The following is a 23,519-nucleotide window of genomic DNA, read 5'->3' as shown; positions in this document are numbered from 1 at the left end:
CCTTTGTGTACATTTGTATTTCTGGAGTGCACACTCCTTTACCCGTGTAATGCTTTCCCATCTACAGCAAGGGCTGCTTCTCCGATTGCTTCAGACAATGAAGGATGAGGGTGAATCGTATGAGCGATTTCCCATGGAGTTGCATCCAGCACTCTAGCCAACCCTGCCTCTGAAATCATATCTGTTACGTGCGGGCCGATCATATGGACACCTAAAAGATCATCCGTGTTCTTATCAGCAATGATTTTCACAAAACCATCAGATTCACCATATACAAGAGCTTTACCAATGGCTCGGAAGGAGAACTTCCCTACTTTTACTTCAAATCCTTTTTCTCTCGCTTCTTCCTCCGTGTATCCTACACTTGCTACCTCAGGATTAGAGTAAATACACTTAGAAATAAGACTATAATCAATTGGAGACGGCTTCTCCCCAACAATATGCTCAACCGCCACAATTCCTTCATGTGAAGCTACATGAGCCAACTGAAGTCCACCAATGACATCACCAATGGCATATATATGGGATTCCTTTGTTTGATAGAAAGAGTTTGTTTTAATAACTCCTTTTTCTATTTCAATATCCGTATTCTCAAGCCCAATTCCTTCCACATTTGCTTGGCGACCTACAGAAACTAATATCTTCTCAGCTGAAAATTCCTTAATCGTACCTTTTACATCAGCAGAAATCGAAACGTCGTTATCCTTTTTTAAAGTTTCTGATAAGACTTTTGCACTGGTAACCAATTTAATCCCTTTTTTCTTCATTAAGCGCTGCATTTCCTTTGAAATTTCACGGTCTTCTGTTGGGATAATGCGGTCACTATACTCTATTACAGTTACATCTGTTCCAAAATCCGAAAGCATCGATGCCCACTCAATTCCAATTACACCGCCACCAACAATAATGATTGATTTAGGAACAGATGTCAGTTGCAATGCTTCATCAGAGGTGAGTACCTGTGAACCATCGATTTCGAGACCTTCTAACGTACGAGGACGAGACCCAGTTGCGACAATGACATTTTTCGGTATTAACATCATGTTGTCTTCTCCGCTATTCATCTCTACCGATATAGTACCTGGCATTGGTGAAAAGATAGAGGGACCTAAGATCCTTCCAGTTCCTTCGTATACGCTAATTTTGCCTTGTTTCATAAGGTGTTGAACCCCTTTATGGAGCCCATCTACTATTTTATTCTTTCTTTCTTGTACCTTGCTGAAATCTAATGAAATATTTGAGGCAATTACACCAAAATCTTGGGCTTTCATTGTCGTACGATATACCTCTGCACTTCGAAGTAATGCTTTACTAGGAATACACCCTTTATGTAAACAAGTTCCGCCTAACTTTGTCTTCTCCACAATCGCCGTCTTTAAGCCGAACTGTGACGCACGTATGGCTGCCACATATCCACCCATACCTCCACCTAAAATGACTAAATCATATTCTTCTGCCAAACCAAAGCCCTCCTCATTACTTGCTATGAACAGTATCTTTTATACCATTTGGATATTGTTTCGCCTCTTCTTCTCCTTTTAACACTCTTAACGCACCTTCTGCAAGAGCCTGTAACTCATTTTCACCAGGTTCAATCATGACGTCTGCTATCCAATTGACACGATCAGTAATTTCTTTAACAAATCCTTTCCCGTACGCTAATCCGCCAGTAAGGATAATAGCATCCACTTTTCCAGCTAATACACTACTAGCCGCTCCAATTTCTTTCGCAACTTGGTATGCCATCGCTGAGTAAATAAGTGTTGCTTGCTTATCTCCCTTACTAATCATTTCTTCAACTTTTAGCGCATCATTCGTACCAAGATACCCAACAAGCCCGCCTTGACCTACTAGTTTCTTCATCACTTCTTCTCTATAAAAATCACCTGAATAACATAAGGAAATTAAATCACCAGCTGGTACGGTTCCCGCACGCTCGGGACTAAATGGCCCATCACCATGCAATCCATTATTCACCTCAATCACTCTACCATTTTTATGAACCCCTACGGTGATTCCTCCACCCATATGAGTCACAATTAGGTTCAGGTCCTCATACCTTTTCCCGAGTGACTTCGAAACCCTCCTAGCAACCGCTTTTTGATTAAGAGCATGGAAAATACTTTTCCGTTCAATTAATGGAAAACCAGAAATACGTGCAATAGGATCAAGTTCATCTACGACAACTGGATCGACAATAAAAGCTGGAATATTTAAACCCGATGCAATTTCAAAGGCAATGATTCCTCCCAGGTTTGATGCGTGTTGACCCGAATAACCAGCCTTTAAGTCTGAAAGCATCATATCATTTACTTCATACGTACCACCTTCAATAGGGCGAAGTAAGCCCCCACGTCCACAAACAGCACTCAGCTTTGATATATTTATCCCTTCGATATCAAGCGTCTCAAGTATCGTCTGTTTTCTGAATTCATATTGATCAATGATATTGTCAAACGAATTGATTTGGTCTGATTCATGTCGAATGGTCTTTTCAAAAATTGAAAGGTCATTATCGAAAACTCCGATTTTCGTTGATGTAGAACCAGGGTTGATTACAAGAATTCGATTCATTAATTCGTGCAACGTGTAAACCTCCATTGTATCCAAGCTTTATAATACTATGTAAAAGACAAGAGGCTGAAATCCTCAGCCTTTCCCTTGTCCGTGCATTAGCGTCGACTTAAAATATGATGTCCGTTCTGTAGGAATTGACTTCTAGAATTTCGCATTCTCTCGATTCTCTCTTCTGCCATTCGATCAGCTGCTTTATATGTCGGAATTCTATCACGTTTTGCAATCTCAATGACTTTCTCAATATTCGAGTAGATCGTCTCCACTTTTTTCATTGCTCTCTCATGGTTATAGCCGTATAACTCATCTGCTACGTTTATTACTCCACCTGCATTAATTACGTAGTCTGGCGCATAAACAATTCCCATTTCATGAATGATATCACCGTGGCGTGGGTCACGCAGTTGGTTGTTTGCCGCTCCTGCAATGACTTTCGCTTTAATTTGCGGAATCGTCTGGTCATTAATGACTGCCCCAAGAGCACATGGTGCATAAATATCACAATCCACACTATAAATTTCATTTGGTTCTACCGCTTTGGCTCCAAAATCTTCAACAGCCTTTTGTACAGCTTCTTTATTAATATCCGTAACAATTAATTGTGCACCTTCTTCATGAAGATGACGGCACAAATTATATGCTACATTTCCTACACCTTGTATGGCAACCACTTTTCCTTCAAGTGAATCCGTGCCGAACGCTTCCTTTGCAGCAGCTTTCATCCCACGATAAACACCATATGCAGTAACAGGTGATGGATTTCCAGAGGAACCAAACGCTGGTGATATACCCGTTACGTAATCTGTTTCTTCGTGAATTAAATCCATATCTGCAACTGTTGTTCCCACATCTTCTGCTGTAATGTAGCGTCCATTTAACCCTTGAATATAACGACCGAACGCACGGAACATTTCTTCATTTTTATCTTTACGCGGATCACCAATAATAACTGTCTTTCCACCGCCAAGATTTAACCCTGCTGCTGCATTTTTGTAGGTCATCCCCTTTGCTAGCCGCAAGGCATCTTCAATCGCAGCTTCTTCTGATTCGTATGTCCACATCCGTGTTCCACCTAAGGCGGGACCTAATGTTGTATCATGTATAGCGATAATCGCCTTTAATCCAGATTGTTTATCTTGGCAAAACACCAATTGCTCGTAATCATAAGTTTCCATATACTTAAAAATTTCCATTAACTTCTTCCTCCTCAACCAACAGTGTTTTCTTTATTTACAAACAGAACAAATTGCTAGAGCAAGTGAATACACTTTACTTTCTGCTGAATCTGCTCTAGATGTTAAAACAATTGGTACTTTTGCTCCGGCAATGATCGCTCCAACTCTAGCACCAGCAAAATATACGAGTGATTTATATAGTGTATTTCCTACTTCGATAGTTGGCACTAATAAAATATCAGCTCGTCCAGCCACCTCACTGTTAATCTTTTTCTGCTTAGCAGCTTCGAGAGAAATGGCATTATCAAGACCAAATGGACCGTCTATGATGCAATCCTTTATTTGACCTCTTCGGTTCATTTGAGTTAAGATCGCTGCATCCATGGTTGCTGGCATGGAGGGGTTTACGACCTCTACAGCTGCAATAACAGCCACACGTGGAGTTTCAATTCCGATCGATTTCGCAAGTTTCACCGAATTATTAATGATTTGTATTTTTGTATCTAAATCAGGATTTATGTTCATGGCTGCATCGGTTACGATCGTAAAACGGTCATAGCCAGCAACTTCAAAAACGGAGATATGCGACAGCACATTCCCTGTTCGTAAACCGTAGTCTTTATTAAGTACTGCCTTTAAGATGGTGGCTGTTGGAACATTTCCCTTCATAAGTACATTAGCTTCATTTAATTTAATTGCTTTTACTGCATGTTCAGCAGCAGAGGCACTTGAGTTGGTATGAAAAATCTTTATTCTTTCACTTCTCACTAGTTCTGGGGCTTTTTCCCTCAGTATAGACAAAATTTGCTCTTTATCTCCGTATAGAAAGAAATTAGCTATTCTAAGCCTTAAAGCCTCTATTACTGCTTCAATAACCTCTACATCATCTGCGGCCGCTACTGCTACGGTCTTTTCTTCAAATTGGGTTGCTCTTTCGATTAGCAAATCCAATGTCATGTATGTTCAACCCCTTTTTACCCAAACTTGCAATACTCCTGTATAACATTATGCAAGAAGCATGCCAAAAAATAAAATATGAAAACGTTTTATTTTGCATGAATTATCCTGCAAATTATTTCACTGTATGAAATTTATTGCATGCCACTTCTAGCAAGATTGTATTTATCCAGCTTATAATATAAATTCCGAACGGATAATCCCAATTTCTTGGCTGCTGCTGTTTTATTTCCTTTTAACTCCGCTAAGGTTTGAGCGATTATTTTCGCTTCAAACTCTTCCACCAGTTCTGCGAGCGATTCCTTTTTTTCATCCTCAGCAGTCACCTTTGGCAACTGATCTTGCTCCTTAATTAAAGCAGGAACGTGCATAATATCAATTTCTGTTTCGTGGTTGGTCATAAAAATGATTGCCCGTCCAAGAATGTTCTCTAATTCTCGAACATTGCCTGGCCAATCGTAACGCATCAGTTGCTTCATTGCGAGCGGAGTGATTCCCTCCACATTTCGGCCGTAATCTTGATTAATTTTCTGAATAAGCCTTTCGCAAAGCAACGGAATATCCTCTTTTCTAAATCTCAAAGCAGGAATATGAATGGGCATTCGATTGAGACGATAATATAAGTCTTCCCGAAAAGTACCGTTTGCAATGCCCTTCTCAATATTTACATTCGTGGCAGCGATCACTCGAACATTAATCGGAATCGATTTGGTCCCACCTACTCTTGTAATTTCATTTTCCTGAAGAACTCTTAACAGCTTTGCTTGTGTATTAGCCGTCAACTCACCAATCTCATCAAGAAATATACTTCCATTATTCGCTTCTTCAAAGAACCCTCTTTTGCCGCCACGTTTTGCACCTGAGAACGCTCCTTCCTCATAGCCAAATAGTTCGCTCTCAAGCAGACTTTCAGATAATGCCGCACAATTTACACGGATGAACTTGTTATATTTACGATCACTTCCATTATGGATCGCGTGTGCAAAAAGTTCCTTTCCCGTTCCTGATTCACCGCGAAGCAACACCGTGGCAGGAGTTTTTGCTCCAAGTCTTGCTTGTTCAATCGAAAGCTGAATTTCCTCCGAACGTCCAATAATATCATCAAAGGAGTATTTCGCTTCAAGAGTACGAATTATCTGCCTCGCTCTACTCAACTCTTTATTTAAGCTTTGAATTTCGGACATATCATGAATGACTCCGACACTTCCTTTTAGTTTTCCATCAACGATTATCGGAGCCACATTGACAATAACATCTTTTTTATTCGGTCCAACCCTCATCGTTACTCCTCTTACCGGCCTTCTTGTTTGGAGTACTTTCATATGCATACTTTCGCCTTCTGATATATCTGCATTGGCTGGTTGTCCAATAACTTGTTCCTCCGTCAATCCTGTAAGCCTAGTATAAGCCGGATTAATCATTATCCCATTTCCATTTTCGTCGACAACAGAAATGGCTTCATCACTTGACTGAATAATCGCTTGAAGCATAGTCTTTATTTCATTTAAATTGGTTATTTCCAGCGCCAAGTCCATTAGCTCCGTTTTATCTTTAAAGACAGAAAACGCCCCAATTAATTGATTATTTTCATCAATCATCGGGATTCGGGTGGTTATCACATGGATTCCATTTGTTAATACCAATTCATGATTCGCTTCAATTTTCCTGGTTTTTAAAATGCGTGGCAACTGACTTGAAGGAATAACCTCAATGATTGGTTTTCCAATCGCCTCTTTTTGGCTAATTCCTGTCATTCTCTCGGCACTGCTATTAAAAAGAGTAACTACCCCGTCTTTATTTACAACGATCATCCCATCGTCAGTAGAATTAAAAATTAGGTCATGTTTGTATGCATCATTTTGAACTTTATCTAACAACTTTTCTTTTTCTTCAATTAACATGGTAACAAGGAAGGCTACACTTCCAGGAATAAGCACTGTATTCTTAGAACGAGCATCTCTTAATTCCCGAAAAACCTTTTCATCACCAGTTACCTCAATAATAATATCAACTGTTTCTATATATTTACGCCAATCAATATCTGTAATGATTCCTTCCATTTTAGCGTGCTTTATTCCTTCCGCCCCTAAGTCACGGTCAATCACCACTTTAACATCAAGCATAGCGGTTTCTTTTAATATTTTTAATATAGAAGTTCCACCCTTACCGGCCCCTACAATCATGACTGTCTGCAAAAAATCACCTACTCTTTATGTATAATGAAAAATATTGCATGTCTCTATTTTAAAGTGATTATTCCATCTTGACAAATTGGGAGAATAATTTATGATGGCAGAGGAGACCACACTTTCGTTTTGAAGGGATTGCCTATGATTAGAATATTTGCATTACTTATCTTATTAATACCTGGATTTCTAGCTGCATACGGTATTAAGCTCATGCGAGATATGCTGTTCGGCATACTACTTTCACCCTTTCCATATCTTTGGCTTCAATTTCTGATTGGTCTATTTCTGTTTGTGGCTGGGCTTTCTTTTGTGGCTGGATTTATCTTTCACAGAGATCGCAAAAAAAATAAAGTACAAGCTCGATTTCGGACACAAAAAAAAGACAAAGCGTAAAAATTTTACGCTTTGTCTTTTTTATATTGATCACGAAGTTTAACCGCTATAGTTGGGTCATCTGTTATAAACGCTGTACAGTTAATTTGAAATAATCTTTCCATCTCAACTTCTTTATTGACTGTATATGGCCTCACAGCAATCCCTGAGTTTAGAGAAGGACCGATCACCTCATTAGGCGCTGCTTTATAATGGGGATGAAACCCTTTCGCTTGAATGGAAGCCGCATATACCCATGGCATATATAGACCTTCTGATAATAAAGGGGCAATCTCAATTTCTGGAGCAAGTCTATAGCAATGAACAATACTGTAATGGTTAAATGAAGAAATTACGATACGTTCCGAGAGATCGTATTGACGAATTAATTGTATCACTTTTTCTTCCATTCCTTCATAACGAAATACACTATTTTTTAATTCAACATTGCAAGTTAATGTATTTGTTTTTAGCCAAACAAATACTTCTTCTAATGTAGGTATCATTTGTTTTTCTTTTAACTTAGGGAACAATACTCCTGCATCCAATTTTTTTAATTCTTGAAGTGTCTCGTCCTTTACATACCCTTTTCCACTTGTCGTTCGATTTAGCTTTTCATCATGAATGACTACTACTTCACCATCTTTCGAAAGCTGGACATCTAGCTCTATTCCATCTGCATTTGCATATTGTGCTTCTTGAAATGCAATCATCGTATTCTCAGGAAACTTAGCTGAATAGCCCCGATGCGCAATTACTTCAGTCATAATGCTCCTACCCCCATTATTCAGAGTAAAGTGTATTCTTCTCGCAGTAAATCGTACCTTTTATTAAAGTTCGAACATGTTTTTTCTGATTTTTGATTTGTAGTGTTGTTTCTGGATACGCTGCAACTTGTATACTTACTTGACCTTCTCCCTTTGTTTCAAGAAGCTTCATAACGTTTTTTCTTCGCGCCTCTAAAAAGGACACTTCCATCATTTCGTCCTCATATACGGTCTTTAACCGTTGAAATTGCTTGAATTGTGTTTCATTCAGATGCGATTGTAATTCTTCAAACGATTCGAGTTGCCTTTTAAGCCCTTCCACATAGACCACTTTTTCTTTATACCTCATCAATAACTCTGAAAGCTCATGTTCTAATTCGAAACGATTAAATCCTTCAACTTGAACGAACGTCTTCCTTTCTAACCTATTACCAAAAACAGCAGCACTTACCTTCCCCTTCGCCTCAATGGTTCCTCCGATAATTTTACCCTTTTGTTCGTTAGCGATAATATTTCTTCCCTTAATCTTTGCACCTAACGCATAATAACCAATATGAATATCTTCACCAGCTTCTAGAGTACATTCATTCGCATGCTTTAAGAATATATTTTTTGCTGCTTTAATAATGGTTATGTTATTCCCGAATACGCCACCTTTAATAAAAATGTCACCGCTTTCGGATTCCACTTCTTTGACCCCACTTATTCCTAGCTCCCCTAGGATTGAAATATCCTGAGTAGCTTTGACACTAAAGCCTGCTGAAACCATACCGTTAATTGTGACACTTCCATCAAATTGAATGTTCCCAGTACCCGTTCCAACATCTCCATTAATGAGGAGATGATTCCCAACCGAAATTTTCCCATCTTTGTATTGGACCACTCCATCTACAATCGCTTTTAAAGTGGTTACGCCTTCCTTTTCTATCTTTTCAACTGTTTTATGGTCATAAAACAAGGGTTTGTCCTTGCCTTTTATCGGAAGCAAAACCTCTCCAAGTATATTTCTCCCAGAAACACCTTCGGTACATGGTATCTTTTCACCAAGCCAATCTCCAGCTTTCACTTCATCAATAAAATGCAAATCAAAGTAATCCGCTTTTCCATCTTCACGAATTGTCGGTTTTCGGACAGATAATTGAAAGTACCGCACAACTGCATCCGCACCAGTAATGGCTGGTTCACCTTTTGCTACGACAAATTCCTTATTAGCAAGCGGTTGCTTTACTGCCTTTTCCAATATCCCAGCTTTAATTCCATGAACACCTAGTGCTTCCATTATGTCAGCAGTAAGTTTTTCACGCTCGCTGTCTAATTGGGTTTCTGTTACGTGAATGCGCATTTTTGCCTGCATCTTATTTTCACTTATAGAGATAGAAATAAGAGGCTTCCATTCACCGATATGTATCTTCTCACTTATTGCCTGTTCTAAACTAGCTTTCAACTCTACAAACTTTGTGATCGATATTCTCGGATGATCTCGAACAAGCTGATCCAATTGATTAAGTGAAAATCCCTTTTGTACAACAGTAATAAAGATAGATCCGTTCTCCTCTTCCATTCGAAAATATTCATTGTTTATTAGGTCCATGAATGCCGTCACCCTAATCATAATAGTACTTTAAGTATATATGAAAGATACTTTCTTGAATATACGTGTTCAATTATCTTCATATAAAAACAAAACTTTGTCCCAACAAGTGATAACTATGAGACCAATATCATATTTTTAAGTAAATAAATTAAGGTTAGTAGGGATTTCTATGAATGAAAATAATCATCACTCTTATGAGCAACTTTCAAATTCTAATTCAGGCGTCCCCCGTTATATAAGAGTACCAGTCGAAATTGTACATTCAAAGTTTGACTTTACCATTAATAAAAACATTAAAATTAGCGAAAGAACAAACAAAATATTAGATATCAACTGGACTACCACTTACCCTGAGTATCAAATAAATCTAGTAGCAAACCGACTTTGGATTTCCGGTAAACTTCATGCTGAAATCACCTACACCAAACATAACAACTCTAATATTCACATGGAAAATCTTCTTATTCCGTGGAAAAAAACATGTCAATTAGAATATACATACCCTCCGATGATTCCTTTGAGCAATGAAAAATCACAGTATGAATTCATTAACCAAGACCAACAAACAGAATCTTCCACTCACTTTGAACAAACGATTTATCAAAATGAAGCACCTAAATTTGAAATCATATCCACAAAAATTATTACAACAAAGAATATAAAAGAAGAGGGTACTACCTCCATTCTATTATTGGATCTTTATTGTGAAAAACAGTTCAGGATATGGCAAAACCAAATAATTAAACTTTAGTCCAGAAGGAACTGTTTTTATAGTTCCTTCTTTGTTATGCACCAAACATAAACAGGCTAAAACACCTGTCCATTCGTCCATACATCGGGACAAGGGATTCATACACTAATCATGTAAATCAAGCATTCGAAAGGGGAAAGTTTACATGTCATTTTTTGAGCATTATGATTCTAACGAAAAAAAGAAAGTTGTCAAATCATCATCTGTTCAACATGAGGTAAGTAACACACCCGTAAAACCAGAGGTAGTAAATTCGTTTCCTTTTATGAAAGTTCCTGTAGTATTAGGGGAAACAACTGTACAACTCGATCTTGATACTATTATTGAGTTTCCTGAGCCAGTATTAGAAATCAAAAAAATTAAGAAAAACCTTAAACTAGTACAATGTCGTCTATTGCTGCCGACAAATAAGCTATTCTTAAAGGGATTTGTTAGAAAAAACATCCAATACGCAACCCCTAAAGCAGGAGGGAAGGATTTTGTCTCTTCAAGCATTCACTCCTTAACGGTCGATGTCCCATTCCAAGCAGTCACTCAAATTGACTTTTTAAGCAAACCTGCTTTTAAAGTTGGTCCTAAAACGACTGAGTTCGAGTATTTTAAGTCTTCCCCACTACCGCACGGATTTGCTTCCAAAGAAAAATTGCTTTCAGCTGACCTCTCCGAGTTCAACCAAATTAGTGGTGAGGTTTTCAACGAGCTCCCTTATTGCGAATTAATCTCAAGTCATTTTATTGAAATGGATGAAGCTCTTAATAGAAAAATGGGGACGGTCTTTGGACCAGAGGGAGAAATTTGTGCGCCATTCGAAGAAGGTACCTTCACAAAAATCGAAGAAAAAATGGTTGTTGAACTGACTTTAAAAGTTTTACAAAACCAACAGGTAAAAATGCAGAAACATGTATGTAAGCACGACGAGGATAAAGATAACCACCACCATTATTAATCCCTATAACCACACAAAACCCAATGAACACAAATGTCATTGGGTTTTTACTTTCCTTATAAATAAAATTACTGAATGATGGCTTTACTTTTCTTCTAACTCTTTCAAGAAGCCTTGTGCTCTAAACGAAGCTTATCAGCAACCATCGCGATAAATTCGGAATTTGTCGGTTTTGCTTTTGACATGCTCACTGTATAACCGAAAAGACTCGAAATGCTGTCGATATTTCCACGACTCCAAGCTACCTCAATAGCATGACGAATGGCACGTTCTACACGGCTAGCCGTAGTATTATATTTCTTTGCAATATCAGGATACAACACCTTCGTAATTGATCCCAGCAGTTCGATATCGTTGTAAACCATAGAAATAGCTTCACGTAAATATAAATACCCCTTAATATGAGCCGGTACACCAATTTCATGGATGATGCTAGTAATACTGGCATCCAAATTTTTCGGCTTTGATTCCATTTGTTGACGATACATTGGACTAGTTGTTAATGGCGAGGTCGTTCTCATGACTGCACTTGTTTTTCCACTCACTTGACGAATATGGTTTCCTAAATTCTCTAAATCGAATGGTTTTAAAATAAAGTAAGAAGCTCCCAGTTCTACCGCTTTCTTAGTAACGTCCTCTTGGCCGAATGCTGTAAGCATAATAACGTTCGGCATCGGAGACTTTCGAGTTTCACGCAACTTTTCAAGAACCGCAAGTCCATCTAAGTGTGGCATAATGATATCTAACACAAGAACATCAGGAGACACTTTATCTAATAAATCCAGACATTCTTGACCATTATGAGCTGCTCCAACGACTTCCATATCTTCTTGGGACACTAAATAGTCCTTAAGTAAGCCAACTAGCTCTCTATTATCATCAACTACACATACTTTTATCTTTTTCACTACATATTTCCTCCTCGAAAGTATTCTCACCTGAACAATTATCTATATATATAATCTACTAACCAATTCGACAATGCAACAGTAAATCCTTTTCTTTTTTGAAAAAATCTAAAAAAATGGTATAAATCTCTATTTTTCTTCGGTTTTCGCCCGTATTCGACTATTTCTGTGCTTTTGTCGAAAAATCTTTATATTGAATGAAAAAAGGGAGAGGCGTAAAGCCTCCACCTTAACTTGCCTTTTCTCGTGGTTTTTCGTAAATATCGATACCTGCTTCATTTAGCATCCATTCGATATGAACACCATAGCCTGAAGTAGGGTCATTGACGAACACATGCGTTACTGCTCCAACGACCTTATTATCCTGAATGATCGGACTTCCGCTCATCCCTTGAACAATCCCACCTGTTTTTTCAAGTAACTCGGGGTCAGTTACCTTAATGACCATTCCTTTGGTAGCCGGAAATTTTTGAGGAATGGTGCTTACAATTTCGATATCAAATAATTTAACTTGATCATTATCTACAACCGTTAATATCTTAGCTGGACCCTCTTTAACCTGATGTGAGAGGGCAATAGGAAGGGCTTTATCCATTACTCCATTGGTAATTTCTTTTGAAAGCTTACCAAATATTCCAAAAGGGCTATTTCTTTGAATGTCACCAATTACTTCTTTATCGGAAGAGAAACGGGCAAGTTTTTCACCTGGATCTCCATTGCTTCCTTTTTCAATAGACGTGACTGTTGAGCGAACAATTTGACCATCCTCAACTACGATTGGCTTTTTCGTGTCCATGTCCGAAATAACATGTCCTAAAGCACCATACTTTTTGGATTCAGGATGATAAAAAGTCATTGTTCCAATACCAGCCGCCGAATCACGAATATATAAGCCGAGTTTAAAATTCTCTTCTCCTGTTTCCTTTAATGGCATAAGCTTTGTTTCGATTTTGCCATCTTCTCTGCTTACTTCAATATTTAATGGTTCACCCTTTTGACCTGCGGTTTGAACAAATGGTGCTACATCCGACATTTTTTCAATTTTTTGCCCGTTAATTTTTGTAATAATGTCGCCTACTTTAATTCCTGCAATTTCACCTGGAGATTTCTTGCCTTCTGCTGTATTTACTTGATGGTGACCAACGACAAGGACTCCTACCGTATTCAGCTTTACACCGATAGATTGTCCACCTGGAATGACTTTAAAATCCTTTAATACATCTACATCGACCTTTTTAATTGGGAAACCTGCTAGTTCAAGCAGCATTTCATCTTTCCCGTATTTCTTTGCTTGTAATGACACGGTTTGATCATCTTGTTGAATAGAAAGAGTTGAATTTGCTGTGACGGCAGCAGATACAGGAGTAGATTTTTGTAAAATAAGGTTTTCACCTTCAAACAGGGTAACGCTTTTGGGGATACTAAGGTAATCTTGAAACGGTTTCGAAAATCCTATGGCAACTAATGAAACAAGGAGAATTCCACCAATTATTTTTCTAAGAAGTTCATGCCTCAACATCTTTCACTCTCCTCGCTTCTAGTCCACACACACTTTTTTCTTCTTTATGGCTACATCTTTAATTTTGCCTGCTTGAGTCGCATTTATAACCTTTTCCGATATAAAAAAGCTACCCGTTATGGATAGCTTTTCAAGTTACCTTCATTTCTTTAGCTAAATGGAGTAATTCTTTCGCATGTTCACGGGTCAAATCGGTGATTTCTACTCCAGATATCATTCGTCCAATTTCTTTTACCTTATCTGGCTCTGATAATGATTGCACTGAGGTTTTTGTTCTTCCCTTTTGGGTAACCTTTGAAATATAAAGATGGGTATCAGCCATAGCTGCGACTTGAGGCAAATGGGAAATACAAAGTACCTGTGATGAAACAGCTACTTTATAAATCTTTTCTGCAATGGCTTGTGCAACACGTCCTGACACTCCTGTATCGACTTCGTCGAAAATAATGGAAGTAACACCTTGATGTTTTGAAAAAATACTTTTTAAGGCAAGCATCATTCTCGATAACTCTCCACCAGAAGCTACCTTGGATAGTGGCTTTAATGGTTCTCCTGGATTTGTCGAGATAAAAAATTCGATTTGATCACACCCTGTAGGAGTGAACACATCATAATCCGAATGAAAACGTACTTCAAATACTGTTTTATCCATATAAAGCTCTTTTAATTCACGGTGTATGGATTTTGTTAGCTTCTCCGCAAACTGTAACCGTGCAGAGGTCAACTCTTTCGCTTCGAGAACTAAATCTTTCTTGATCGCTACTAGTTCCTTACTTAAGGCATTGATATGTGTTTCTTTATTTTGTAGTGTTTCTATCTCTTCTTCAATTTTAGCTGAGTATTCTATAATCTCTTCAATCGTTTTCCCATATTTTCTCTTTAGCTGATTTATTTCGTTTAGTCTGCTTTCAATATCGTGCAAACGTTCTGGGTTGAATTCAAGACTATCCATTTTACTTCTAAGCTCTCTAGCAACATCCTCTAAGGCGTAGTAACTAGTCGAAACCGTATCAGCTAGTTCTTGATATTGTTGATCGACACTTGAAACATCTTCTAAATGACTCATTAAAAGCCCAATCCAATCCAATCCCTTTTGATCTCCCTGAAGTACAGAATAACTATTAGAAAGGCCTTCATAAACCTTCTCAAAATTAGACAATTGTTTCTTTTCTTCAAGTAATTGATCATCTTCATTAATCACTAACTGTGCTTTTTGAATTTCATCAAATTGGAATTGAATCAAATCTAATCGATGTGCCATTTTCTGTTCATTTTCACTCAAACTTTTTAGCCTTTTGGAGGTCTGCTCATAGCTTCGATATAATTTCGAATATTCTTCTAGTTGCCTTGATATTATTTTTGCACCGAATTGGTCTAAAAGCTTTTGGTGCTTGGATTCCTCCATTAATTCTTGGTGCTCATGTTGTCCATGAATATCAATTAACGTGGACCCAATTTCACGCAAGGTAGATATCGTCACTAGTTTGCCGTTTATGCGACAAACACTTTTACCCGATTGTGATATATCTCTTCTTAAGATAAGCATTCCCTCTTCAATCTCTATACCAAACTCTTCGGCTTTTTGATAGCTAGGATGTGTCAAGCTCTCTAATTGGAAAAGCCCTTCAATTTCAGCTTTTTCTTCTCCATGTCGCACAAATTCTGATGAACCTCTTCCCCCGACAAGAAGATGAACAGCATCGATTATAATCGATTTACCTGCTCCTGTTTCACCTGTTAAAACTGTCAATCCTTTTGTAAAAGACACAGTTAGGTTTTCAATAATTGCAAAGTTTTTAATCGACAACTCGGTTAACAACTGGTTTCACCTCTATTTAGAGCATTTCAAGGAATCGATTGGAAATCGTAATCGTTTCTTCTTCTTTTCTACAAATAATAAGGATCGTATCATCTCCACAAATCGTTCCTAAAATCTCTTCCCAATCTAAGTTATCTATCAGTGCACCAATGGCCATCGCATTACCTGGTAATGTTTTCATAACAAGTAAGTGACCTGCGCTATCAATTCGAACGAAGGCATCCATTAAATTTCTCTTTAATTTTTGGAGAGGATTAAATCGTTGATCGGCAGGAAGACTATATTTGTATCTTCCATCCATTAGAGGCACTTTTACTAAGTGTAGTTCTTTAATATCTCTCGAAATGGTTGCTTGTGTTACATTAAATCCAGCAAACTTTAGTTCATCCACTAATTCATCTTGTGTCTCAATATCATTGCTCGTAATAATTTCTCTAATTTTAATATGACGTTGACCTTTATTCATGTTTTCACCCCTGATTGCTTTCAAGAACTCTGTAATATTTTGTAATATATTTTCAACTTTTGTAGTATATATGTATAAATATACATCCTTTTGCTTATCTCGTCAAAGTATACCTACAATAAAAAGAAGAACAAGCATGACGCTTATCCTTCTACATTCCCCTTAGATTTTAATACTTCATGAGCTTCTGAAACAATTTGACTTGGCATCTTAGAAAGATGGTTCAGCCCTTGTTCCTTTTCACCTTCCCAGACTAAATGGAGTAAAAACTCAATATTGCCATCGCCACCGGTGATTGGTGAGAACGATAGATTTTTGACATCGTAACCAAGAGACAAAGAAAGGTCAATGATTTTATTAATAACCGCTTCATGTACCTTGGGATCCCTTACGATTCCCTTTTTCCCTACCTCTTCTCTACCAGCCTCAAATTGTGGCTTGACCAGAGCAATAATGTCGCTGTTAGGCACTAGAAGAGTTTTTAAAACAGGGAGAATTAGCTTTAATGATATAAACGAAACATCTATGGAAGCAAAATTCGGCATATCACCAGTCAAATCAGCAGGTGTTACATAACGAAAATTTGTCCGTTCCATAACGATGACTCGTTCATCTTGCCTTAGCTTCCATGCTAACTGATTATAGCCGACATCTAAGGCATACGATTGTTTAGCTCCATTTTGTAGTGCACAGTCCGTAAATCCGCCGGTGGAAGCACCAATATCTAACAAGACCTTTCCTTCGACTTGTACGTCAAATTCATTCAGAGCTTTTTCTAACTTTAAGCCCCCCCTACTCACATAGGGCATGACATTACCTTTTATCGTTAACGGAAGATCGCTACTTATTTTCTCACCTGGTTTATCCAATCGGTTTTCATTGCTATATACGAGTCCCGCCATAATCGCACGTTTCGCTTTTTCTCTAGTTTCTATTAACCCGCGTTCAACTAGCAGAACGTCAATTCTTTCCTTTTTACTTTTCATAGTAGTGAACCCTTTTTCCCTCTAACCTGTGTAAGTTCGATTACTTTCTGAATGGTTGAATCCACTGTTAAATCAATTTCTTTCAATAACTCATCAACATTTCCATGCTCAATAAATTGATCTGGAATACCCATACGATCAATCACAGCATCAAAGTAACGATTTTCAGCCGCAAACTCTAAAATAGAACTTCCAAATCCACCTTGAAGAACCGCTTCTTCAATCGTTAATATAGGCATTTTATTTTCAAATAGCTCTGAGAGCATCTGACGGTCTAACGGTTTAATAAATCGTGCATTGATGACCTTCACATGAATCCCCTGCTGTTCAAGATGATTTGCTGCTTCTAACGCCATTGGAATCGTTGTCCCAAAAGTTAAAATAGCTATATCCTCGCCTTCTTTTAATACTTCCCAAGTACCGATTGGAATCGTTTTTAGATCCTCATCCAATGGAACACCCACTCCATTTCCTCGAGGAAATCTCATAGCAATCGGTCCATCATCATATTTTAAGGCTGTATTGACCATGTGTTGCCCTTCGTTTTCATCTTTAGGCATCATCAACACCATATTTGGTACATGTCTCATAAAGGCAATATCAAATACTCCTTGATGCGTTTCTCCATCAGCACCTACAAGCCCTGCACGATCAATACCAATAAACACATTTAAGTTTTGACGGCAAATATCATGAACCACTTGGTCATAAGCTCGTTGCAGGAAAGTCGAATAAATCGCTAAAAACGGCTTCATCTTCTGGGTTGCAAGTCCTGCAGCTACAGTTGCAGCATGCTGTTCAGCAATTCCCACATCAAACATACGATCAGGGAATTCACTTGCAAATCCTTCAAGCTTCGATCCAACAGGCATCGCAGGGGTAATGGCAACGATTCTCTCATCCTCACGTGCTAGTCTTCGAACCGTTTCACTAACCAGTTTACTCCAAGCAGGCGGAGGTGTTTCAGCTGGTTTTGGAAAAGCTCCCGTTTCTATTTTATACGGTCCAGTTCCGTGCCAAGTACCCACTACATCACTTTCCGCAGGGTGATATCCCTTCCCTTTTTTAGTGATTACGTGTAAAAGAACCGGTCCTTCTGTCTTTTTTGCGTATGCTAAATTTTCAAATAGTTCATCATAATTATGACCATCTACTGGTCCTAAATATGTAAATCCCATCTCTTCAAAAAACATACCTGAAACCAATAAATACTTCAGGCTATCTTTTATCCGCTCAGCAGTTGTCGCTAATTTTCCTCCAACAGCTGGAATTTTCTTTAACAAATACTCCAGTTCATCTTTCGCCCAGTGATATTTCCCAGCCGTTCGTAATCGCCCTAAGATACTGTGAAGAGCTCCAACATTTGGTGCAATGCTCATCTCATTGTCATTTAAGACAACGATGAGGTTCTTCTTTTCATGACCAATGTGATTTAATGCCTCTAATGCCATTCCACCAGTTAATGCGCCATCACCAATTACAGGGACAACAAAAGATTTTTCCTTTTTTAAATCCCTAGCGATCGCCATTCCCATAGCAGCGGATAAAGAGGTAGAACTATGGCCGGTTTCCCATACATCGTGTTCACTTTCAATCATCTTTGGAAATCCACATAAGCCTTTATATTGTCTTAGCGTATCAAATTCACTGGCTCTACCTGTTAAAATTTTATGAACATATGATTGGTGACCAACATCCCATAAAATTTTATCTTTTGGGCTTGAAAAACAAGTATGAAGAGCAATGGTCAGCTCTACTACTCCTAAGTTCGGTCCAATATGCCCACCCGTAACTGATAATTTTTCTATTAAAAATTGTCTGATGTCGTTACTTAATTCTTTTAGTTGTTGTTGAGAAAGCCCTTTTAAAAAGGAAGGGTCTTTAATTGATAATAGATCCACTAGTTGGACCACTCACTTTCATCTCTTAATTGTTGCCGATCTTTTTCTTAGTTGTTCATGTGTTTCGTTAGCTGTATACATTAAGAGTACCGTATTACTGACATTTTTCCAAATGTTTTCCGTTTACACTCTTATTAATGATTTCGGTTAGCAACTAAATCCGTGATTTCTTTAAGAATATCCGTTTCAAGTTCCGTGCTATTTAGGGCATCCTTTGCAAGCGAAATATGCTCTAGTAACGATTGCCTTGCCCCCTCGATTGTCAATAATGATGGATATGTACTCTTATTATTCTGTTCGTCACTGCCCACTTTTTTCCCAATGATTTCCTCATCGCCTTCAAGATCTAAAATATCATCCCTAATTTGAAAGGCTAAACCTAAATGATGAGCAAATGCAGAAAACTTTTCTAATTGGTGAGTATTTGCTCCGGCAATCATTGCTCCAGCAACCACACTGTACGCTAGTAACTTCCCTGTCTTATGGATGTGAATGTATTCAAGTTCATCAAGACTTAAGTCTTTCCCTTCCCCATCCATATCGGCTACTTGTCCACCTACCATCCCTTCGGCCCCTGAAGCTTTCGCTAGCTCTGTAATAAGTTGAATTTTCACTTCGGCCGGTATATGTTCGGAGGATAAACTTGAAATTACTTGAAAGCTGTACGTTAAAAGGGCGTCGCCAGCCAGGATAGCGTATGCTTCTCCGAACACCTTATGATTAGTTGGTTTTCCTCTTCTTAGGTCATCGTTATCCATGCTAGGAAGATCGTCATGAATTAAAGAATACGTATGAATCATTTCTATCGCTGCAGCCGCTTCTAAACCTATTTCCCCCTTCTTCCCAAACGCTTCTAATGTAGCGAATAATAATAACGGACGAATACGTTTGCCGCCTGCTTCTAACGAGTAGAGCATCGCTTCTTTAATTAGTGAAGGTGCAGTTAATTTACTAACAGATTCATTTAAATAAGCTTCCACTAGCTCTTTATACTTTTTAGAAAAGGTGGTAAGTCCCACTTTCTTCACTATTATTCCTCCTCTTGAATAGAGAAGGTTTCCTTCTTCCCATTCTCCGTAAGAATTTCTGTTAGTTGCTCTTCTACATTGCGGAGCTTATCGTGACAAAGCTTTGAGAGCTCCATTCCTTTTTTATAAATAGAAATCGCCTCTTCTAAAGGTACATCTCCTTCTTCTAATTGTTCAACAATATCTTCAAGTTGCTGCATCGCTTCTTCAAAACTTATTTTCGTTTCGTTACTCATTTGTTTGATCCTTCCCCTCGATCTCTAACACTTCACAAGTGATAGAACCATCTACAAGTTTTATTTTAATATTATCATTAAGTTGAATTTGTTCTGTGCTTTTTACTAAGTGATCGTCTTCATCGTAGACGAGACTATATCCTCGGTCCATAATTTTCAAAGGACTTAACGCATCCAATGCCATATTCACTCTTTGATGTTCTTTCTTCTTAGCTAAAAGAAGGCTAGCAAAAGCACGATTTAATACCTTTTCCGTCTTTGTTTGCTGCAGAACAGCTGTTTGAAGAAGTGTATTCAAATTATTTCTTTCAAGTCTCCGTTTCGTACGAATATATCCTTCATTTCTATTCAAAAATAAGCCTTGTGCTGCCCTCTGTAATAATTCTGTCGACTTATCAATTTGCTCTAACTTTTGCTCATACAATCTTTGAGGGTACTTGAAAGCATATGATTTACTTAAACGATCATATCGCTGTGCTTGTACATTTATCTTCTCTTTTATCTTTCGAATAATCCTTGTTTGTCTTGTTAACACTCTTTCAATTAATTCATCAATATGCGGGACAGCGAGCTCTGCCGCTCCCGTAGGAGTCGGTGCTCGAAGATCCGCCACATAATCAGCAATGGTCGTGTCTGTTTCATGACCAACAGCAGAGATAATTGGAATCCTAGATGCAAATATAGCCCTTGCGACTATTTCCTCATTGAACGACCATAATTCCTCAATTGATCCCCCACCGCGGCCAACAATCAGAACGTCAATTTCATGTAGTTGATTCGCTTGTTCAATTGCCTTTACAATGGATGCAGCTCCTTGCTCTCCTTGAACAAGGGCGGGAATGACCATTATATTAGCAATCGGGTATCTCCTTTTAAGGGTCGTTAAAATATCTCGTATCGCTGCACCCGTAGGAGAGGTAATGACCCCAACTGTGTGGGGATATTTTGGCAATGGTTTTTTATATTCCTTTGAAAATAAACCTTGTTTTAAAAGTTTTTCTTTAAGCTGTTCAAAAGCTAGATAAAGATCGCCGATTCCATCGGGCTGCATCTCTTTTATGTACATTTGATACTGACCACTTTGTTCGTATAAGGTGATATCGCCTTTCACTAACACTTTCATTCCATTTTCCGGTCTGAATTTAATGGATTTATTAAAGCTTGAAAACATGACGGCGAGGATTCTTGCTTTTTCGTCTTTTAAGGTAAAGTACATATGTCCACTAGAGTGCTGTTTAAAGTTTGAAATTTCCCCTTTTACGTAAATATCCTGTAAATGTGGATCAGCGTCAAACTTTCTTTTTATATATTTAGTTAAGGCAGTTATTGTTACATATTGCTTTTCTTCCATTTAGTACTCCTTTTAACCAAAGGTATGGATCACGCAAAAAAACAGTCCTATCTAATTATAAGGATAAATCTCTTTTCAGTCACGTCTTGATGATTTAGAAAAGGGATTACCTATAAAAAAAGGGCTGTTTTTTGTGAAAATCTATCCTTGAATAGCTTTTCGTGCGGCTTTGACTGTGTTATACATGAGCATGGTAATGGTCATGGGACCGACTCCACCTGGTACCGGGGTTATGTAGGAGGTCTTTTCTTTTACTTGATGGTAAGCAACATCACCGCAGAGCTTCCCTTGTTCATTTCTATTGATTCCAACATCAATGACTACTGCCCCTTGTCTTACATAGTCGGCAGTTATGAAATTAGCTCGCCCTACAGCGGCAATTAAAATATCTGCTTGATTCGTGTATGATCGTAGATCGCGAGTCTTTGAATGGCAGTAAGTAACCGTTGCATCACGATTTAATAGCATTTGCCCTAGTGGCTTTCCTACGATATTACTTCGTCCCACAATCACAACATGCTTTCCAGATAGAGAAATACCATTTTCTTCGAGCATTACGATCACACCCGAGGGGGTGCATGGCATCAATGCATCTTGTCCGATAACCATCTTTCCCACATTAATTGGATGAAAACCATCAACGTCTTTCATCGGTGAAATAGCATTAATAATTTCGTCTTCATCCAAGTGTTCTGGAAGTGGAAGCTGTACCAATATCCCATGTATTTCTTTACACTCATTAAGCTCATAAATTTTAGATAGCAATATGTCTTGGCTTACAGTTGAGTCGAATGTAATAAGTTCTGAGTAAATTCCAAGTTCCTTACAGGCTTTCTGCTTGTTAGCTACATATGTACGTGATGCATCATCATTCCCGACTAAAATAACCGCTAAGCCTGGTACCACTCCCTCTTTTTTGAGGTTCTGAACGTTTGACTGGATTTCTATTCTCTTTTTTATACTAACTTCTTTCCCATCAATTGTTTGAGCTGTCACAATCATTCCCCCTTATCAGCAAAAGCGGAATTACTGCTTTTCTGTTTGTTGCTTTATTTTCGAGAGAACTCCATTTACGAATCGACTAGCATGCTCATCTCCGAAAATTTTCGCAATCTCAATCGCTTCGTCGATGACAACGTTTGAAGGAACCTCTTCCTTCAAGTATACAAGTTCGTAAACAGCCAGTCTTAACAGGTTCCGATCTACTGGTGCAATTCGCTCAATTGTCCATTTTTCTAAATGCTCTTTAATCATTTCATCAATTTGACTTTTGTGTTCTACAACCCCACTAACTAGATTAGAGAGGTAGTCATCTCCACGTTCTTCTTCTAATACATGAAGAATCGCTTCCTTTGGATCTGCTTCACTCATGTCAATTTGAAACAATGCTTGTAACGCTTTTTCTCTTGCCGTTCTTCTTTTCATCTATCCTAAACTCCTTTATTGGTTGAGATACCTAATCATAATATGATCATAGCATAATAACTCATCATACATGAAATACTCGAAAGAAAAAAGAGCCAAAGACTTTTTTGTTGTCCTTGACTCTTTAGAGTGAGTAAATTTACAGCTCTTGTTCTTGTTCAACCTCTTGCTTCGTACTTTCAAACTGAATGCCAACGATATGCACGTTTACTTCCTTAGCATCAAGTGCAGTCATATTCAAAAGTGCTTGTCGAATATTATCTTGAACCTTTTGAGCAACAGTTGGAATGGAAACACCAAACTTCATTAAGCAATACACATCAACTTTAATTCCGTCTTCTCCAAGCTCCACCTTAACGCCCTTACCATGATTTTTCTTACCTAATCGCTCAACGACCCCTAATGCGAAGTTTCCTCTCATTTGAGAAACTCCTTCTACTTCAGAAGCAGCAATACCAGCAATTACTTCAATCACTTCAGGTGCAATCTCAACTTTCCCAAGACCAGAATTTCCTGGATTCATTTCCAAGATATTATTTTCGCTCATACAAAGCA

General features: G+C 38.2%; 22 protein-coding genes. 3 read left to right on the top strand and 19 right to left on the bottom strand.

Annotated elements, in window-relative coordinates:
• Positions 1 to 38 precede the first annotated feature (38 nt).
• The 5 genes from lpdA to M3175_RS02855 all read right to left on the bottom strand — a co-directional run bounded on the left by lpdA (position 39) and on the right by M3175_RS02855 (position 6,901).
• A complete protein-coding gene (lpdA, locus tag M3175_RS02875) occupies positions 39 to 1,460 on the bottom strand; it encodes a dihydrolipoyl dehydrogenase (protein ID WP_251514436.1) in 1,422 nt (473 codons plus the stop codon).
• A 16-nt stretch (positions 1,461 to 1,476) separates the two neighbouring features.
• On the bottom strand, positions 1,477 to 2,601 hold the full coding sequence (gene buk, locus M3175_RS02870) for a butyrate kinase (protein ID WP_251514434.1): 1,125 nt from the start codon (positions 2,599 to 2,601) through the stop codon (positions 1,477 to 1,479).
• 71 nt (positions 2,602 to 2,672) lie between these two features.
• A complete protein-coding gene (bcd, locus tag M3175_RS02865; RefSeq protein ID WP_251514432.1) occupies positions 2,673 to 3,767 on the bottom strand; it encodes a branched-chain amino acid dehydrogenase in 1,095 nt (364 codons plus the stop codon).
• A gap of 33 nt (positions 3,768 to 3,800) precedes the next feature.
• A complete protein-coding gene (gene yqiS, locus M3175_RS02860) occupies positions 3,801 to 4,706 on the bottom strand; it encodes a phosphate butyryltransferase (RefSeq protein WP_251514431.1) in 906 nt (301 codons plus the stop codon).
• Between the two features lie 134 nt (positions 4,707 to 4,840).
• Positions 4,841 to 6,901 carry a sigma-54 interaction domain-containing protein gene (locus M3175_RS02855; protein ID WP_251514429.1) on the bottom strand — a complete coding sequence of 687 codons (2,061 nt, stop codon included), beginning with the start codon at positions 6,899 to 6,901 and terminating at the stop codon, positions 4,841 to 4,843.
• Between the two features lie 135 nt (positions 6,902 to 7,036).
• On the opposite strand from M3175_RS02855, the gene M3175_RS02850 reads away from it, so the two are divergent.
• Positions 7,037 to 7,288 carry a DUF2627 domain-containing protein gene (locus M3175_RS02850; protein WP_251514427.1) on the top strand — a complete coding sequence of 84 codons (252 nt, stop codon included), beginning with the start codon at positions 7,037 to 7,039 and terminating at the stop codon, positions 7,286 to 7,288.
• A 5-nt stretch (positions 7,289 to 7,293) separates the two neighbouring features.
• Here the strand turns inward: M3175_RS02850 and M3175_RS02845 are convergent, their stop codons facing one another.
• Together M3175_RS02845 and M3175_RS02840 are read right to left on the bottom strand one after the other, a co-directional pair.
• Positions 7,294 to 8,034 (bottom strand): glycerophosphodiester phosphodiesterase, encoded by a 741-nt coding sequence (locus M3175_RS02845; RefSeq protein WP_251514425.1) that lies wholly within the window; start codon positions 8,032 to 8,034, stop codon positions 7,294 to 7,296.
• A 16-nt stretch (positions 8,035 to 8,050) separates the two neighbouring features.
• Positions 8,051 to 9,625 carry a flagellar assembly protein A gene (locus M3175_RS02840; protein WP_251514424.1) on the bottom strand — a complete coding sequence of 525 codons (1,575 nt, stop codon included), beginning with the start codon at positions 9,623 to 9,625 and terminating at the stop codon, positions 8,051 to 8,053.
• 172 nt (positions 9,626 to 9,797) lie between these two features.
• Between M3175_RS02840 and M3175_RS02835 the strand changes: the two genes are divergently transcribed.
• Both M3175_RS02835 and M3175_RS02830 read left to right on the top strand, forming a co-directional pair.
• The gene (locus M3175_RS02835; RefSeq protein WP_251514422.1) at positions 9,798 to 10,379 is read left to right on the top strand and encodes a hypothetical protein; all 582 of its coding nucleotides are present in this window, start codon (positions 9,798 to 9,800) and stop codon (positions 10,377 to 10,379) included.
• A 145-nt stretch (positions 10,380 to 10,524) separates the two neighbouring features.
• Positions 10,525 to 11,325, top strand: coding sequence for a CsxC family protein (locus tag M3175_RS02830; RefSeq protein WP_251514421.1), 801 nt, complete (start codon positions 10,525 to 10,527; stop codon positions 11,323 to 11,325).
• A 104-nt stretch (positions 11,326 to 11,429) separates the two neighbouring features.
• Here the strand turns inward: M3175_RS02830 and spo0A are convergent, their stop codons facing one another.
• The 12 genes from spo0A to M3175_RS02770 all read right to left on the bottom strand — a co-directional run bounded on the left by spo0A (position 11,430) and on the right by M3175_RS02770 (position 23,511).
• Positions 11,430 to 12,233, bottom strand: a complete 804-nt coding sequence (gene spo0A / locus M3175_RS02825) for a sporulation transcription factor Spo0A (protein ID WP_251514419.1) — start codon at positions 12,231 to 12,233, stop codon at positions 11,430 to 11,432.
• 229 nt (positions 12,234 to 12,462) lie between these two features.
• Positions 12,463 to 13,752, bottom strand: coding sequence for a SpoIVB peptidase (gene spoIVB, locus M3175_RS02820; protein ID WP_371321647.1), 1,290 nt, complete (start codon positions 13,750 to 13,752; stop codon positions 12,463 to 12,465).
• A gap of 130 nt (positions 13,753 to 13,882) precedes the next feature.
• Positions 13,883 to 15,571 carry a DNA repair protein RecN gene (recN, locus tag M3175_RS02815; RefSeq protein WP_251514408.1) on the bottom strand — a complete coding sequence of 563 codons (1,689 nt, stop codon included), beginning with the start codon at positions 15,569 to 15,571 and terminating at the stop codon, positions 13,883 to 13,885.
• A gap of 16 nt (positions 15,572 to 15,587) precedes the next feature.
• Complete coding sequence (gene ahrC, locus M3175_RS02810; protein WP_119709076.1) at positions 15,588 to 16,037, bottom strand: transcriptional regulator AhrC/ArgR; 450 nt, start codon at positions 16,035 to 16,037, stop codon at positions 15,588 to 15,590.
• 143 nt (positions 16,038 to 16,180) lie between these two features.
• Positions 16,181 to 17,023, bottom strand: coding sequence for a TlyA family RNA methyltransferase (locus M3175_RS02805; protein WP_251514399.1), 843 nt, complete (start codon positions 17,021 to 17,023; stop codon positions 16,181 to 16,183).
• Positions 17,020 to 18,924: a 1-deoxy-D-xylulose-5-phosphate synthase gene (gene dxs / locus M3175_RS02800; protein WP_251515265.1), complete on the bottom strand. Its 1,905-nt coding sequence runs from the start codon at positions 18,922 to 18,924 to the stop codon at positions 17,020 to 17,022. The genes M3175_RS02805 and dxs overlap by 4 nt, the downstream gene beginning before the upstream one ends.
• Positions 18,925 to 19,058: 134 nt before the next feature.
• On the bottom strand, positions 19,059 to 19,952 hold the full coding sequence (locus tag M3175_RS02795; protein WP_371321646.1) for a polyprenyl synthetase family protein: 894 nt from the start codon (positions 19,950 to 19,952) through the stop codon (positions 19,059 to 19,061).
• A gap of 2 nt (positions 19,953 to 19,954) precedes the next feature.
• Entirely contained in the window at positions 19,955 to 20,188 is a 234-nt protein-coding gene (locus M3175_RS02790) for an exodeoxyribonuclease VII small subunit (protein ID WP_251514381.1), read from the bottom strand.
• Positions 20,181 to 21,539 (bottom strand): exodeoxyribonuclease VII large subunit, encoded by a 1,359-nt coding sequence (gene xseA / locus M3175_RS02785; RefSeq protein ID WP_251514372.1) that lies wholly within the window; start codon positions 21,537 to 21,539, stop codon positions 20,181 to 20,183. Before xseA ends, M3175_RS02790 begins: the two co-directional genes overlap by 8 nt.
• Before the next feature lie 141 nt (positions 21,540 to 21,680).
• Entirely contained in the window at positions 21,681 to 22,535 is an 855-nt protein-coding gene (folD, locus tag M3175_RS02780) for a bifunctional methylenetetrahydrofolate dehydrogenase/methenyltetrahydrofolate cyclohydrolase FolD (RefSeq protein WP_251514371.1), read from the bottom strand.
• A 30-nt stretch (positions 22,536 to 22,565) separates the two neighbouring features.
• Positions 22,566 to 22,964 carry a transcription antitermination factor NusB gene (gene nusB, locus M3175_RS02775; RefSeq protein WP_251514370.1) on the bottom strand — a complete coding sequence of 133 codons (399 nt, stop codon included), beginning with the start codon at positions 22,962 to 22,964 and terminating at the stop codon, positions 22,566 to 22,568.
• Between the two features lie 139 nt (positions 22,965 to 23,103).
• Positions 23,104 to 23,511 (bottom strand): Asp23/Gls24 family envelope stress response protein, encoded by a 408-nt coding sequence (locus tag M3175_RS02770; protein ID WP_119709082.1) that lies wholly within the window; start codon positions 23,509 to 23,511, stop codon positions 23,104 to 23,106.
• Positions 23,512 to 23,519: the final 8 nt, after the last annotated feature.

Source organism: Robertmurraya korlensis (genome assembly GCF_023715225.1).
GTDB lineage: Bacteria > Bacillota > Bacilli > Bacillales > Cytobacillaceae > Robertmurraya_A.
The sequence above is the reverse complement of the archived record's forward strand: the minus strand, read 5'-3'. Positions and strand labels throughout refer to the sequence as shown.

Bases quoted from the DNA above. Each gene is read 5' to 3' on its own strand.
- buk (WP_251514434.1), bottom strand. From the start codon at position 2,601: ATGGAGGTTTACACGTTGCACGAATTAATGAATCGAATTCTTGTAATC.
- bcd (WP_251514432.1), bottom strand. From the start codon at position 3,767: ATGGAAATTTTTAAGTATATGGAAACTTATGATTACGAGCAATTGGTG.
- yqiS (WP_251514431.1), bottom strand. From the start codon at position 4,706: ATGACATTGGATTTGCTAATCGAAAGAGCAACCCAATTTGAAGAAAAG.
- M3175_RS02850 (WP_251514427.1), top strand. From the start codon at position 7,037: ATGATTAGAATATTTGCATTACTTATCTTATTAATACCTGGATTTCTA.
- M3175_RS02845 (WP_251514425.1), bottom strand. From the start codon at position 8,034: ATGACTGAAGTAATTGCGCATCGGGGCTATTCAGCTAAGTTTCCTGAG.
- M3175_RS02840 (WP_251514424.1), bottom strand. From the start codon at position 9,625: ATGGACCTAATAAACAATGAATATTTTCGAATGGAAGAGGAGAACGGA.
- M3175_RS02835 (WP_251514422.1), top strand. From the start codon at position 9,798: ATGAATGAAAATAATCATCACTCTTATGAGCAACTTTCAAATTCTAAT.
- M3175_RS02830 (WP_251514421.1), top strand. From the start codon at position 10,525: ATGTCATTTTTTGAGCATTATGATTCTAACGAAAAAAAGAAAGTTGTC.
- spoIVB (WP_371321647.1), bottom strand. From the start codon at position 13,752: ATGTTGAGGCATGAACTTCTTAGAAAAATAATTGGTGGAATTCTCCTT.
- ahrC (WP_119709076.1), bottom strand. From the start codon at position 16,037: ATGAATAAAGGTCAACGTCATATTAAAATTAGAGAAATTATTACGAGC.
- M3175_RS02805 (WP_251514399.1), bottom strand. From the start codon at position 17,023: ATGAAAAGTAAAAAGGAAAGAATTGACGTTCTGCTAGTTGAACGCGGG.
- M3175_RS02790 (WP_251514381.1), bottom strand. From the start codon at position 20,188: ATGAGTAACGAAACGAAAATAAGTTTTGAAGAAGCGATGCAGCAACTT.
- xseA (WP_251514372.1), bottom strand. From the start codon at position 21,539: ATGGAAGAAAAGCAATATGTAACAATAACTGCCTTAACTAAATATATA.
- nusB (WP_251514370.1), bottom strand. From the start codon at position 22,964: ATGAAAAGAAGAACGGCAAGAGAAAAAGCGTTACAAGCATTGTTTCAA.
- M3175_RS02770 (WP_119709082.1), bottom strand. From the start codon at position 23,511: ATGAGCGAAAATAATATCTTGGAAATGAATCCAGGAAATTCTGGTCTT.